General features: G+C 58.1%; 16 protein-coding genes. 7 read left to right on the top strand and 9 right to left on the bottom strand.

All coding sequences use genetic code 11. The features are described 5' to 3' along the window. Positions 1–16: 16 nt before the first annotated feature. From secB to Q1M54_RS12540, 3 genes are all read right to left on the bottom strand, one after another. Positions 17–496 (bottom strand): protein-export chaperone SecB, encoded by a 480-nt coding sequence (gene secB / locus Q1M54_RS12550; protein WP_300557710.1) that lies wholly within the window; start codon positions 494–496, stop codon positions 17–19. 121 nt (positions 497–617) lie between these two features. Continuing rightward, a complete protein-coding gene (gene grxC / locus Q1M54_RS12545; RefSeq protein WP_300557708.1) occupies positions 618–878 on the bottom strand; it encodes a glutaredoxin 3 in 261 nt (86 codons plus the stop codon). 43 nt (positions 879–921) lie between these two features. After that, complete coding sequence (locus tag Q1M54_RS12540) at positions 922–1,323, bottom strand: rhodanese-like domain-containing protein (RefSeq protein WP_300557706.1); 402 nt, start codon at positions 1,321–1,323, stop codon at positions 922–924. Between the two features lie 114 nt (positions 1,324–1,437). On the opposite strand from Q1M54_RS12540, the gene gpmA reads away from it, so the two are divergent. The 3 genes from gpmA to moeB all read left to right on the top strand — a co-directional run bounded on the left by gpmA (position 1,438) and on the right by moeB (position 4,510). Further along, complete coding sequence (gene gpmA, locus Q1M54_RS12535; RefSeq protein ID WP_300557704.1) at positions 1,438–2,181, top strand: 2,3-diphosphoglycerate-dependent phosphoglycerate mutase; 744 nt, start codon at positions 1,438–1,440, stop codon at positions 2,179–2,181. 98 nt (positions 2,182–2,279) lie between these two features. Then, positions 2,280–3,728: a S41 family peptidase gene (locus Q1M54_RS12530; protein ID WP_300557702.1), complete on the top strand. Its 1,449-nt coding sequence runs from the start codon at positions 2,280–2,282 to the stop codon at positions 3,726–3,728. Positions 3,729–3,754: 26 nt separating this feature from the next. Then, entirely contained in the window at positions 3,755–4,510 is a 756-nt protein-coding gene (gene moeB / locus Q1M54_RS12525; protein ID WP_300557700.1) for a molybdopterin-synthase adenylyltransferase MoeB, read from the top strand. A 3-nt stretch (positions 4,511–4,513) separates the two neighbouring features. Here the strand turns inward: moeB and Q1M54_RS12520 are convergent, their stop codons facing one another. Then, on the bottom strand, positions 4,514–5,011 hold the full coding sequence (locus Q1M54_RS12520) for a thermonuclease family protein (protein WP_300557698.1): 498 nt from the start codon (positions 5,009–5,011) through the stop codon (positions 4,514–4,516). Positions 5,012–5,019: 8 nt separating this feature from the next. Beyond that, positions 5,020–5,175 (bottom strand): hypothetical protein, encoded by a 156-nt coding sequence (locus tag Q1M54_RS12515; protein WP_300557696.1) that lies wholly within the window; start codon positions 5,173–5,175, stop codon positions 5,020–5,022. A 115-nt stretch (positions 5,176–5,290) separates the two neighbouring features. Here Q1M54_RS12515 and Q1M54_RS12510 point away from each other — a divergent pair, with 115 nt between their 5' ends. From Q1M54_RS12510 to Q1M54_RS12500, 3 genes are read left to right on the top strand one after another with little or no spacing between them, the layout of a single operon-like run. Continuing rightward, positions 5,291–6,271, top strand: a complete 981-nt coding sequence (locus tag Q1M54_RS12510; protein ID WP_300557694.1) for a tripartite tricarboxylate transporter substrate-binding protein — start codon at positions 5,291–5,293, stop codon at positions 6,269–6,271. 4 nt (positions 6,272–6,275) lie between these two features. Further along, on the top strand, positions 6,276–7,616 hold the full coding sequence (locus Q1M54_RS12505; protein ID WP_300557692.1) for a sulfatase-like hydrolase/transferase: 1,341 nt from the start codon (positions 6,276–6,278) through the stop codon (positions 7,614–7,616). A gap of 20 nt (positions 7,617–7,636) precedes the next feature. Beyond that, positions 7,637–9,322 carry a SulP family inorganic anion transporter gene (locus Q1M54_RS12500; RefSeq protein WP_300557690.1) on the top strand — a complete coding sequence of 562 codons (1,686 nt, stop codon included), beginning with the start codon at positions 7,637–7,639 and terminating at the stop codon, positions 9,320–9,322. Between the two features lie 6 nt (positions 9,323–9,328). Here the strand turns inward: Q1M54_RS12500 and Q1M54_RS12495 are convergent, their stop codons facing one another. The 4 genes from Q1M54_RS12495 to Q1M54_RS12480 form a co-directional block, all read right to left on the bottom strand. Then, on the bottom strand, positions 9,329–9,772 hold the full coding sequence (locus Q1M54_RS12495) for an SRPBCC family protein (RefSeq protein ID WP_300557688.1): 444 nt from the start codon (positions 9,770–9,772) through the stop codon (positions 9,329–9,331). Positions 9,773–9,805: 33 nt separating this feature from the next. Then, complete coding sequence (locus Q1M54_RS12490; protein WP_300557686.1) at positions 9,806–10,762, bottom strand: putative transporter; 957 nt, start codon at positions 10,760–10,762, stop codon at positions 9,806–9,808. 13 nt (positions 10,763–10,775) lie between these two features. Beyond that, complete coding sequence (locus Q1M54_RS12485) at positions 10,776–11,165, bottom strand: cupin domain-containing protein (protein ID WP_300557684.1); 390 nt, start codon at positions 11,163–11,165, stop codon at positions 10,776–10,778. A gap of 122 nt (positions 11,166–11,287) precedes the next feature. Then, on the bottom strand, positions 11,288–12,001 hold the full coding sequence (locus Q1M54_RS12480; RefSeq protein ID WP_300557682.1) for a Crp/Fnr family transcriptional regulator: 714 nt from the start codon (positions 11,999–12,001) through the stop codon (positions 11,288–11,290). A gap of 128 nt (positions 12,002–12,129) precedes the next feature. On the opposite strand from Q1M54_RS12480, the gene Q1M54_RS12475 reads away from it, so the two are divergent. Then, positions 12,130–12,680, top strand: a 551-nt coding sequence (locus tag Q1M54_RS12475) for a tripartite tricarboxylate transporter substrate-binding protein (protein WP_300557680.1), incomplete at its 3' end; no start/stop codon positions are given.

Raw genomic sequence — 12,680 nt, 5'->3', positions numbered from 1 at the left:
CGGCTAAATCATCTCTTTATTGGGGCAAAGAACCGGCTTGCTCTGCCTGTTGCAATTGCTGCTGCTCGTACATGGCTTGGAAGTTGATTTCGGCCAGATGCACGGGCGGAAAACCTGCACGAGTGATCAAGTCGGCCACGTTGCCACGCAGATACGGGTAAACGATTTGTGGGCAGGCGATGCCCATGACAGGACCCATTTGCTCTTCGGGGAGATGGCGAATTTCGAAAATACCACCCTGTTTGCACTCCACCAAAAACACCGTCTTATCATCGATTTTGGTGTGCACAGTGGCCATGACACAGACTTCAAAAACACCATCAGCCACGGGTGTGGCTTCAACGCCCAACTGAATGTCCACGCTGGGTTGTTGTTGATCGAGCAAGATGGCCGGTGAGTTGGGCTGCTCCAATGAAGCCTCTTTCAAGTAGACACGCTGGATCTGAAAAACAGGCGCTTGAACTTCGGTGTTGGAGGTGGCTGCGGTATCGGTCATGGTATTTCTTTGAAAAAAAGCCTCGGGAAGATCCCGGACAAATAAAAATGGAGATTATGAGGGAAGCACGGTGGGCACAGCGTCCAAAAACGCGGCCCCATACAAAGCGATAAGCCTGAAGTCAGGCCGCTTGCAACAAGGCTTGGAGGCCACCTTTGGCATCCAGCGCCATCAGATCATCACAGCCGCCCACATGGGTGGCACCAATGAAAATTTGGGGCACTGTGCGGCGACCTGTGGTTTGCATCATGAAATCGCGTTGCACCGGATCGGTGTCGATGCGAATTTCTTCGATTTGCTCAACGCCTTTGGCCTTGAGGATTTGCTTGGCACGTGTGCAATAAGGGCAGACGGCTGTGGTGTACATCTTGACGGCTTGCATATCGGAACCTTGGGTTATGGGTCAATATAAATTGAGGGGAAAATCAGGCTTTTTCGGTGGGCATGCTGGCCGCCACCCAAGCACGAAGGCCACCAGACAAGGATTGGACATTGTCATAGCCCAACTTGCGCGCTGCCGCAGCGGCCCGAGATGAACGCGCACCCACTTGACACACCATGATCACATGGGTGGACTTGTTCTTGACCAACTGGGCCAATTTTTCGTCGACCTGGGCCAAAGGCAAATTTTTGGCACCGATGACATGGCCACGCGCGAACTCATCGGGCTCACACACATCGATCACCACCGCCTTTTCGCGGTTCATCAGTTGCACCATGGCTTGGGGATCCAAGCCACTGCCTTTGGTCAACGCAGGCAACATCAAAGCGACGCCCGAGGCCACAGCCACCAACAACAACATCCAGTTTTCGAGGAGAAAGTTCACAAATCAGACCTTTTGGGGCAAAAAAAACAAAGGCCTGTCAGTAGGCCGCCAGCCCGGATTCTAAAATGGACAGCTTAAACCTTGTCTTCACACCCTAAAGCGCCCTTTATCACCATGTACAAAATTGTTCTCATTCGCCATGGCGAGTCCACTTGGAACCTGGAAAACCGATTCACGGGCTGGACCGATGTGGACCTGACCCCTACCGGGGTGAGCCAAGCCATGTCGGCAGGCCAACTGCTCAAAGCCGAAGGGTGGGACTTTGATGTCTGCTTCACATCGGTGCTCAAACGGGCCATTCACACACTGTGGTTCGCTCTGGACGAAATGGACCGCACTTGGCTGCCCGTGGTCAAGGATTACCGCCTGAACGAGCGCCATTACGGCGCTTTGCAAGGCCTCAACAAAGCCGACATGGCCAAAAAATTTGGCGAAGACCAAGTCTTGGCTTGGCGACGCAGCTACGACACACCGCCCCCCGCTCTGGAGGCCAGTGACCCCCGTTGCGAACGGGGTGACCGCCGTTATGCCCATGTTGAACCCCATAAACTGCCCCTGACCGAATGCCTCAAAGACACCGTGGCCAGGGTGCTGCCCTGCTGGAATGACACCATTGCCCCTCGCATTCGGAATGGCGAACGCATCCTGATTGCAGCGCATGGCAACTCGATCCGGGCTTTGATCAAATACCTCGACAACGTCTCAGAACAAGACATCGTGGGGCTCAATATCCCCAACGGGATCCCCTTAGTGTACGAATTGGATGCCGAGCTCAAGCCAATTGGTCACTACTACTTGGGAGACGCGCAAGCTGCTGCCCACGCCGCCGCCGCGGTGGCCAGCCAAGCTAAAGGTTGAGCTTTCGGGGTCTTTACAGGAAATTACAGGCCACGCCCGTCGCTTCAGGGCTTGCGGGTGTATATTGATTTGACCTTCACCGAACACGCACACGCACCATGGGATACAAACTCAAGATCGCCGGATGGCTCAGCATTGGCGCCTTGGCGGGCGCGCTGACCACTGTTTCATTGCAAACCGTGGCGCGTGGCAACATGGCTCCGCTGCCCTTAGAAGAGCTGCAGCAATTGGCAGCCGTTTTCGGCATGGTCAAAAGCGATTACGTAGAGCCAGTCGACGAGCGCAAACTCATCACCGAAGCCATCTCCGGCATGGTGGCCAGCCTGGACCCCCACTCGCAGTATTTCGACAAAAAAAGTTTCAAAGAGTTTTCTGAAGGCACGTCCGGAAAATTTGTGGGTGTGGGCATCGAGATCAGCCAAGAAGACGGTGTCGTCAAAATCGTCTCTCCGATCGAAGGCTCGCCGGCTGACCGAGCAGGCCTCAAAACCAACGACCTGATCACCAAAGTCGATGACACGCCCCTCAAGGGCTTGCCTTTGAGTGAAGCGGTCAAACGCATGCGTGGCGAACCCAAAACCAAGGTGGTTCTGACGGTTTTCCGCAAGTCCGAAAACCGCACCTTTCCGGTCACCATCATCCGTGAAGAGATCAAGACCCAATCGGTCAAGTCCAAGCTGATCGAGCCGGGCTATGGCTGGATCAGGGTTTCTCAGTTCCAGGAACGCACCGTGGAGGACTTCGCTCGCAAGATCGAAGAAATGTACAAACAAGACCCCTTGATCAAAGGCATGGTGCTTGATTTGCGCAACGATCCGGGCGGTCTGCTGGACGCGGCGGTGGCCCTGTCTGCAGCCTTTTTGCCAGACAACGTCACTGTGGTCACCACCAACGGACAGCTTGAAGAGAGCAAGTTCACCTACAAGGCGTCCCCCCAGTTTTGGCGGCGCAACAGCACCAATGACCCGATCACCCGCATGACCCAAGCCACCAACGGTGCCTTGAAAAAAGTACCCTTGGTGGTGCTGGTCAACGAAGGCTCTGCATCGGCCAGCGAAATCGTGGCGGGTGCCTTGCAAGACTACAAGCGGGCCACCCTGATGGGCAGCCAGACCTTTGGCAAAGGTTCGGTGCAAACCGTGCGCCAACTCGGCCCCGATACGGCACTGAAAATCACGACGGCCCGCTACTACACCCCCAGTGGTCGAGCCATTCAAGCCAAAGGCATCGTGCCTGACGTGATGCTCGATGAAACCGAAACGGGCAATGTGTTTGCGGCCCTGCGCACCCGCGAAGCCGACTTGCAAAAGCACTTGTCCAATGGCCGGGAAGCGGAAGAAAAGAAAGACCCTGCCCGCGAGCAAGCCCGCGAAGAAGCCATGAAAAAACTGGAAGAAGAGTCGCGCAAACCCTTGGCAGAGCGTCGCTTGCCCGAGTTCGGCTCTGACAAAGACTTTCAGTTGGCTCAAGCCATAAGGCAACTCAAGGGCCAGCCGGTCAAGGCCAGTACAACCTTAGCAGAGCGCAAAGTCGAGAAAAAAGACTGATCCGTTGCCTCGGATGGATACCCTGAATGGATGACACCCAACTGCTGCGTTACTCGCGGCACATTTTGCTCAACGAATTGGGCATTGACGGTCAGGAGCAACTCCTGGCCTCTCATGCTTTGGTCATCGGAGCGGGTGGCTTGGGTTCACCAGTTGCCTTGTATTTGGGCAGTGCTGGGGTGGGGCGCATCACGGTGGTGGACCACGACGAAGTGGACGCCACCAACTTGCAACGACAAATTGCCCATACGCTGGACCGCGTGGGTCAATTCAAGGCCGAATCCGTGCGCACTGCCATCGCACAGATCAACCCGGACGTCACCGTCAATGCGGTCACCCAACGGGCCGACCAGGCCCTGTTGAACACCTTGGTGCCGCAAGCCGATGTGGTGATCGACTGCTGCGACAACTTTGAAACGCGTCAGGCTGTCAACATGGCCTGCGTGGTCCACCGCAAACCCTTGGTCTCTGGGGCGGCTATCCGAATGGACGGCCAAGTGTCTGTGTATGACAGCACCCAAACCGATGCACCTTGCTACGCCTGCATTTTCCCGCCCGAAGAAACACCCGAAGAAACCCGGTGCGCCACCATGGGCGTGTTCGCGCCGTTGGTGGGCATCATCGGCACCGTACAGGCCGCAGAAGCCCTCAAGATCTTGAGCGGCATGGGCAGCCACATGGCTGGGCGCTTGCTCATGCTCGATGGGCGTGAACTGTCTTGGACCGATATCCGCATGCAACGCAACCCGGATTGCACAGTGTGCGCCTCTGCCAGAGCCTGAAGACTATTGGCCCGGATTGCCTTGGCACGGGCCGTGAAAACGTCTGAAGACTGGGGGGGACATCGCAGCTTCAGATGCTGCAAACACCCCTTTTTTCTCTTTTTGGGCTGCGCGTTGCAAGGCCGCATAAGGGCCACGACCTGTTTTAAAACGGTAAGCCCAAGCCATGCCAGACCGCGCCATCTCCGCGCCGACATCGACCCCGACCACCGTCAAGCGCCCCACTTGACGACCGTAGTTGTCGAAACCCAGATCCGTGACCTGAACCGACTTGCGCAGGGTCAGGCGAATCATCGCGTCTCGTGAGGCCATGCCACCGGGCTGGCAGATCTCCGGAGCATCGATGCCATCGATGCGCAATATGACCGGCTCTGTTTGCCCGGACCGCACCAACAAAACCGTATCGCCGTCCATCACCCAACTCACCCAAGCAGGCCAGATCTCGGCGGCATGCAGCCCACTGACGCTGGACAAACACCAAACGATCCAAAAAGCGCGCATGCTTTTCATCAACGGGGCTTGGCACGCTGGCCTAGGCTTTGAAGGTCTTTAGGCCCATACGGACTCAGGCTACCCCAAAGCGCATGCGTTTGGATCTGCAAAGGAGCCAAAGCTTGGTACAGGTCGTCGATGAAAAACAGACCTTGCGAAGGTATCAGGGGCATCAGGGTTTTCAGGGATGATGGTTGAGGAGAACAACGGTTCAAAACAGGATTACATTTTGGCTTGATTTACCCATTCTTTCGACCCCTTGGGGCCCCACATATTCAGGAGACTTTGATGCCTATTTTTCAACGCTCGCCACGCCTGGGATGGCTCTTGGCCCTGGCCGCCTTGTCCATGTCTGTGCTGACCCCTGGGGTTGGGGCTCAAGACAAACCACCCCTGAAAATATTGGTCGGTTTTCCGCCTGGTGGTTCTGCCGATGTGTTGGCCCGCATGGTGGCCGATGCGCTGAAAGACGACTTTGGCCCCATCGTGGTAGACAACAAACCGGGCGCAGGCGGGCGCATCGCCTTGAACATGGTGAAGGCCGCCAAACCCGATGGCCAGACCGTGATCATCTTGCCCAGCGGCCCCATGGTCTTGTTTCCCCACGTCTACAAAAAGCTCGATTACGACGCCGTGAAAGACTTCACACCCATTTCTCAAATCGCCAGATTTCAGTTTGGTGTGGTCTCTGGCCCCGCCAGCAACGTGAAAACCGTGGCCGAGATGGTGGCCAAAGCCAAATCAGACCCCAACTCTGCCAGCTATGGCACACCGGGCGCGGGCACCCTGCCCCACTTCATGGGCGTGTTGATGGAGCAATCGGCGGGCGTCAACCTCAACCACATCCCTTTCCAAGGCGGTGCACCGGCCAACACCGCTTTGTTGGGGGGGCACATCGGTTACAAATTTGACGTGGTGTCTGAAACTGCGGAAATGCACAGGGCAGGCAAAGTCCGCATCATCGCCGTGACCGGTAACCAACGCGACCCCCAGGTACCGGAAGTGCCCACCCTCAGGGAGTCGGGCGTCAACATGGACGCCACGGCCTGGTTTGCGATGTACGGCCCAGCGGGTCTCAGGGGTGAAACCCTGGCCCGATTGGAAAAATCCATGATGAAAATCGCGCGCGATCCCGCCACGAAAGACAAGATGGTCAAACTTGGCTATGAGGTCATTGGCTCCAAATCCAGTGATTTGGCAGCAGCACAGCGCGCGGACTTGGCCCGCTGGGAAAAACCCATCAAAGCCACAGGCGTGCAACTGGACTGAACACATGACAACCACGAGCACCCCACGCCCCAACATCATCTTCATCGTGGCCGATGACCTCGGCTTTGCCGATCTGGGCTGCTATGGCGGCCGCGACGCACAGTTCGGCAAGGTCTCGCCCGTGCTCGACCAGTTGGCTGCAGGCGGCCTCAAGTTCACACAAGGTTACGCCAACTCGCCCGTGTGCTCGCCCACCCGCTTTGCACTGATGACTGCGCGATACCAGTACCGCCTGCGCGGGGGGGCTGACGAGCCGATCAACAGCAAAAGCAAGGGCAGCAAAGTGCTGGGCCTGCCGCCAGAGCACCCCACACTGCCCTCGCTGCTCAAGGCCAGCGGGTACCGCACCGCCCTGATTGGCAAATGGCACTTGGGCTATCCACCCCACTTCAGCCCGATCAAATCGGGCTATGAAGAATTTTTTGGCCCCATGTCGGGCGGGGTTGACTACTTCACCCACGCCAGCAACAACGGCACGCACGACCTCTACACCAACGAAGAAGAAAAGCACGAAGACGGCTACCTGACCGACCTGATCTCGCACAAGGCGGTGGACTTTGTTCACCGCATGGCCCCCGGTGCCGCGCAGGGTACGCCCTTCTTTTTGAGCCTGCACTACACCGCGCCACACTGGCCCTGGGAAACGCGTGAAGACCATGCGCTGGCGCAAGAGGTCAAGGACAACCTGTTCCACCTGCACGGCGGCAACATCCACACCTACCACCGCATGATCCACCACATGGACGAAGGCATTGGTTGGTTGGTGGACGCGCTCAAAAAGACGGGCCAGCTCGACAACACCCTGATCGTTTTCACCAGCGACAACGGCGGCGAGCGCTTTTCCGACAACTGGCCCTTGGTGGGCGGCAAGATGGACCTGACGGAAGGCGGCATCCGCGTGCCGTGGATTGCACATTGGCCCGCTGTCATCGCTCCCGGAGGCACCTCCACCCAACACTGCATGACCATGGACTGGTCGGCCACCATGGTGGAGCTGGCAGGCGCAAAGCCCGATGCAGACCACCCGTTTGACGGCGTGTCGCTCGCGCCCGTGCTGCGCGATGCCCAGCACCAGTTTGAGCGACCGCTTTACTGGCGCATGAACCACCGGGGCCAACGCGCCCTGCGCATGGGCGACTACAAATACCTGCGGGTGGACGGCAACGAATACCTCTTCAACATTCCGGCCGACGAGCGCGAGCGCGCCAACCTAGGCAAGCACCAGCCTGAGACACTGAAAAGGCTGCGCGAGGCTTGGGAAGCGTGGGACGCCACCGTGCCGGTCATCCCCGAAGACGCCACCGTCAGTTTGGGCTACTCGGTCAAAGACATGCCGCAGCGCTGAAGCGGCGGCTAAGATCGGGCATGCCTGACCTGGAACGCTATTTAACTTTTCGCCAGTGGCCCCGTCTGACTGGTCCTTTGGCCCGCACCGAGGTGCTGGCCGGGCTGACCGTGGCACTGGTCATGATTCCCCAAGCGGTGGCCTATGCAGGTCTGGCGGGCATGCCCTTGGTCACGGGGCTCTACACCTGTCTGATTCCCGCTTTGCTGGCCGTGCTGTTTGGCAGTGCCAACCGCTTATCAGTGGGCCCTGCTGCACTCACTTGCGTGTTGATTGGGGCTTCGCTGACTGGCATGGCCGAGCCCGGCTCACCCGAATGGGTGGCGCTGGCGGTATGGTTGTCGCTGCTATCGGGGGCCATTCAGTTGTTACTGGGTCTGGGGCATTACGGCTGGTTGATCAACCTGGTCAGCGCCCCGGTGATGATGGGCTTCACCCAAGCCGCGTCTTTGCTGATCATGGCCTCGCAGGTCCCCGGACTGCTGGGCGTCAAAGCCTGGAGCTGGGATGTGCAGACCTGGCCTGTATGGCTCAGCGGCTGGCCTGCGTGGTTTGGGCTGGGCAGTTTGGCCGTGCTCTTGCTGCTGCGGCATTTCAAGCCACGCTGGCCTGGCATCATGATCGTCATGGGTGTGGCATCGGCCATCGCCTATGCCACCGATTACCAAGACCACGGCACCGTGGTGGGCTTGTTGCCTTCGGGCCTGCCCGACTTTTACTGGCCAGCTTGGCCGGGACTGGACACCCTTAACCAGCTTTGGGTTCCCGCCATGGTGATCGCCCTGGTGAGCTTTCTGGAGACGGCATCGAGCGCCCGCATCGAATGCCGGCGCGATGGCAAGCGCTGGGACGACAGCACCGAACTCTTCAGCCAAGGCCTGGCCAAAATTGCTTCGGCGTTTTCAGGCAGTTTTGCCACCAGCACCTCGTTTTCGCGCTCCGCCCTCATGCTCTATGCCGGAGCGCGCTCGGGCTGGGCGGTGGTGGCCTCAGTGGGCTTTGTGCTGCTGGCTTTGCTCTTGCTCATGCCCGCGCTGCAGTTCGTGCCGCGCTCGGTCATGTCGGCGGCGGTGATTGTGGCGGTGCTGAACTTGTTCCAGCCCCGACAGTTTTTAAGTCTCTGGCGCGTGGGCCGCATCGAGACCATGACAGCGGGCATCACTTTTGCCATGACCTTGTTGACGGCACCACGCATTTACTGGGGCGTGATGACCGGCGTGCTGGTGGGGCTGAGTCACTTTTTGCACACCCGCTTGCACCCGCGCATCATCGAAGTGGGCCTGCACCCCGACGGCAGCCTGCGCGATCGGCATCTGTGGAAACTACCGCCACTCGCGCCGCATCTGTATGCGCTTCGCATGGACGCCGAACTGGACTTTGCCGCAGCCAACGAATTTGACCGCGCCATCACCGACCACTTGGCCCAGCACACCGATGTGAAACATGTGGCCCTGTTTGCACAACCCATCAACCGCATCGATGTGACCGGTGTGGAAACCTTTGGCCAGTTGCACCGCCAACTGGCCAGCCGGGGCATCACGCTGCACATCAGCGGCATCAAGCTGCCGGTTGAGACCACCTTACGCCGTGCTGGTGAACTGACTGAAAACCAGCACCTCAAGCTCTACCGCACCGATGCCGAAGCCTTGCAGGCGCTCAAAGAGCTGGACCCGCTGCCAGCCGACATCAGCGCTGCTGCCATCTGAAGCGCATCAACCAGGAATTTCGGCCTCGACCAAAAAAGCCAGCAATTGCAAGGACTCCTGCCAGCCCAAACAACAAGCCTCGGGAGGAATCGGATCGGGAATACCCGTCTGCTCGATGTTCACCTCGGTGCCCACCGAGACCGTTTGAAAGCGGATGGTGGTGACCATCTGGCCCGACAAATCGGCAGCATCAAAGCGGTCGGTGTGGCTGAGTAATTCAGCGGGGCGAAACTCCAGAAACTTTCCACCAAAGCTGTGCGATTGGCCATTGCTCAAGTTGGTGAATGACATCCGGTAAACACCACCAACACGGGCATCCATCTCATGCACGCGGCCCGTGAATCCATGGGGCGGCAACCACTTGGCCATCGCATCAGGATCGATGAAGGCGCGAAAAACGCGCTGTGCAGGCGCACGAAAAACACGTTGAAATTTGACGGTATGGGGCACGGTTTTTCCTAAGGATCGGCATTTTGCCAAGGATCAGGCCAACGCCTTTTCAAACTCAGACAAGCGCTTGTAAATCGAGCGCAGCTCGGTGATGTCGGTCCAGCGCTCGATGAGGTAAGAAAAGGCGTCGTTCACTTTGTTGAAGGCATTGCTCACCTGCTGGATGACCCCCAAAGTGATCAAGCCTGTGAAGAGCGATGGCCCCATCAAGAGGAAAGGAAAGATCACCATCATCTGGCTGTACAAATTGCTCCACAGGTGAAAGTAAGCGTAATGGTTGAACAGCCGGAAATTGTTCAGCCGCACCCCCATGAACAACTCCAGCACGGTGGGCAAATGCATGCGGCTGCGCTCGTCTTCGGCGAACACCAAATCCTTGCGCAAGGCGGCTTCGGTTTTCTGGTTGTTGTACTCCAGCCCAGGCAGGCGAATGCCCACAAACCACGAAATGACTGTGCCGCCCAGGGCCGTGACCAGTGCCACCCAAAACAGCGAGCCCTCAAACTGCAACCAGGCAATGGCCATGCCCGCGGACAAAGCCCACAAAATCGGAATGAAGGACACCAGCGTGAGCAGCGCACGCACCAAGCCCAGACCTAAGTTTTCGGTCTGGCGGGCAAAGCGCATGCAATCTTCCTGAATGCGCTGCGAAGCCCCCTCCACCGTCGCCTCAGTGCGTTGCCAGCGCGGCAGGTAGGACTCGGTCATGGCCTGACGCCAGCGAAAAGCGAAGTGAGAGGCCAGATACGTCTCGAGGCTGCGCAGCAGCATGAAGGGAAACGCAATCCACGCGAACTGCAGCATGAAGCCCCAGAACTTCTCCAGCCCGCCAGCTTGTTCTGGCTTTTGCAGCAGGTCATAAAACTCGCCGTACCAAGCGTTGAGCTTGACCGTCTGCTGCACGGTGATGAACACCAGTGCCACCAAGACCAACAAACCACCCCAGGCCCACAAAGCCCAGCGGCGTGAGAGAAAAAAACTTCGGAACATGGGGTCTACTTATTCAGGGGTTGACGCTGTCCACCGTCTCGGTCTTGAAGTCGGCGGGCAGGACGACTTCGAGCAACTCCAGATCCTCGCTGTGGCCCAGTTCACGGTGGCGAATGCCTGGCGGCTGGTGCACACAAGAGCCGGCCTCCAGCCGAACGGCACCCTGGCCCTCGTATTCAAACTCGATCCAGCCTTTGAGCACATAGACCAGCTGGAACTCGGTGTGGTGCAAATGCGGCTGGCTGGAAAAATCATGTCCCCCTGCGGCGCGGATCACACTGGCCGTGACACGGCCCTGGGTGGCCTCCTTGAGCCCCAAATCACGGTACTCAAAAAACGAGCGCAGACCACGCTCGAACTGCGCATCTTTGGCGTGCGTCACCACAAAACCTTGCGTTGTCATCGGCATCTCCTGGGTCACTGAATTCATTTGCAAACAGTCAAGCATCCTAAGGCCAGTCAAGTGGAAAGGCTGTCACCCTGAAACATCGCCATTGAATCAACAGCAGCAAGCACTTGCGTCTTCTAGCCAACCCCGTCCATCAATCCTCGCAAATTCAACACCTCGATCCAGCCGCGCCCCAGTTTCAAAACGCCATCGCCTTCCAGCGCTTTAAGAGCAATGGAGGCCTTCGGACGACTGATACCGCAGCTGGCAGCTATTTGGTCATGCGTAGCGACGACGACGGCACGACCGTCGGAGCGGCTGGGCAAATCAGCCGCCATGCGCGCCAAGCCAGCACAAAGCCGGGTTTGCACGCCTCTTGCAGCCCAACTGCGCTCCCGTGCTTGAACCTCTCGCAGTCGCTGACCGAGAAAACGCACCAGCATCAGCAGCAAGCCCTGATCGTTCAGCAAACAAGCCTCAATGTCTTTCAATGGCAGCCATTGAATGGTGCTGGGCTCTCCCACCACCAAGTCGCTGCCGCTGGGCAGCTGGTTGAACATGTAAGACAGAAAAGCCATTTCACCCGCGCGAAACGAGATCGGAACGATTTGGCCACCTTGAACGCCCGGCACGTGAACCACGGCATCGAGCCGACCGCTCATGACGAAGGGCAATTGCGCCACGCGATCCCCCGCTTTGAACAAGCTGACGCCAGCTTCAAAGCGGTGCAGCGGTCTGCTCTTGAGGGCCATTGGTTGCGCCAGAGCGTTCACAAACTTGCGGCCCAATTGACGGCTTTGCAAAAGTTCTGCAGCGATGCGATCACTGGAATGCAGTTGATTAAGGGTCATCCCTGTATTGTTCCCGAAGATACTGAAGCGTGCTCCAGACCGGCACATGATCGTTTTATTCGCAAATGGCCTTCAACGCGAATACGCCCACATCCAATGCTGACTGCAGCATCCTTGAAAGGATCATCATGTTGAATCGTCGCCACTGCTTGACCTACATCGGAATCAGCGCTGTCGCAGGCCTCTCGCACAGCCTGGCCTTCGCGCAAGGCAAACCCCTGAAAATCCTCGTGGGTTACCCCGCCGGGGGGGCTGTGGATGTGGTGGCTCGCCAAGTCGGTGAGGAGCTTCGTGCCGCAGGCTACAACGCGATCATAGAAAACCGCACGGGTGCCGCTGGACAACTGGCCACCGAGGCCATGCTGGCCGCACCCGCCGACGGCAGCACGATTGTGATGATGCCAGGGGGCAATGCGACGATCTTCCCGCATGTCTATCCCAAACTGCGTTATGCGATGAGCGATCTCGCACCGCTGGCAGGTGTTTGCTCTTTCCAGTTTGCTTTGGGTGTCGGGCCGGGCACACCCGCCAAAACACTCAAGGAATTTGTCGATTGGGCCAAGGCCAACCCTGGCAAAGCCAGCTACGGCACGCCAGGCGCTGGCACGGCCATGCACTTCATGGGTGTGATGTTTGGGCGCAAGGCTGGCATCGATTTTCAGCATGTGCCCTATCGCGG

The sequence above is a fragment of the Limnohabitans sp. Rim8 genome, assembly GCF_943326455.1.
In the GTDB taxonomy this organism is placed as follows: Bacteria; Pseudomonadota; Gammaproteobacteria; order Burkholderiales; family Burkholderiaceae_C; genus Limnohabitans_A.
This window is presented reverse-complemented; position numbering and strand designations above follow the sequence as displayed.

Excerpts from the sequence above, each read along its gene's own strand:
- Q1M54_RS12505 (WP_300557692.1), top strand. The coding sequence starts at position 6,276 with ATGACAACCACGAGCACCCCACGCCCCAACATCATCTTCATCGTGGCC.
- Q1M54_RS12500 (WP_300557690.1), top strand. The coding sequence starts at position 7,637 with ATGCCTGACCTGGAACGCTATTTAACTTTTCGCCAGTGGCCCCGTCTG.
- moeB (WP_300557700.1), top strand. The coding sequence starts at position 3,755 with ATGGATGACACCCAACTGCTGCGTTACTCGCGGCACATTTTGCTCAAC.
- Q1M54_RS12490 (WP_300557686.1), bottom strand. The coding sequence starts at position 10,762 with ATGTTCCGAAGTTTTTTTCTCTCACGCCGCTGGGCTTTGTGGGCCTGG.
- Q1M54_RS12485 (WP_300557684.1), bottom strand. The coding sequence starts at position 11,165 with ATGACAACGCAAGGTTTTGTGGTGACGCACGCCAAAGATGCGCAGTTC.
- grxC (WP_300557708.1), bottom strand. The coding sequence starts at position 878 with ATGCAAGCCGTCAAGATGTACACCACAGCCGTCTGCCCTTATTGCACA.
- Q1M54_RS12530 (WP_300557702.1), top strand. The coding sequence starts at position 2,280 with ATGGGATACAAACTCAAGATCGCCGGATGGCTCAGCATTGGCGCCTTG.
- secB (WP_300557710.1), bottom strand. The coding sequence starts at position 496 with ATGACCGATACCGCAGCCACCTCCAACACCGAAGTTCAAGCGCCTGTT.
- Q1M54_RS12510 (WP_300557694.1), top strand. The coding sequence starts at position 5,291 with ATGCCTATTTTTCAACGCTCGCCACGCCTGGGATGGCTCTTGGCCCTG.
- Q1M54_RS12480 (WP_300557682.1), bottom strand. The coding sequence starts at position 12,001 with ATGACCCTTAATCAACTGCATTCCAGTGATCGCATCGCTGCAGAACTT.
- Q1M54_RS12515 (WP_300557696.1), bottom strand. The coding sequence starts at position 5,175 with ATGCCCCTGATACCTTCGCAAGGTCTGTTTTTCATCGACGACCTGTAC.
- Q1M54_RS12520 (WP_300557698.1), bottom strand. The coding sequence starts at position 5,011 with ATGCGCGCTTTTTGGATCGTTTGGTGTTTGTCCAGCGTCAGTGGGCTG.
- gpmA (WP_300557704.1), top strand. The coding sequence starts at position 1,438 with ATGTACAAAATTGTTCTCATTCGCCATGGCGAGTCCACTTGGAACCTG.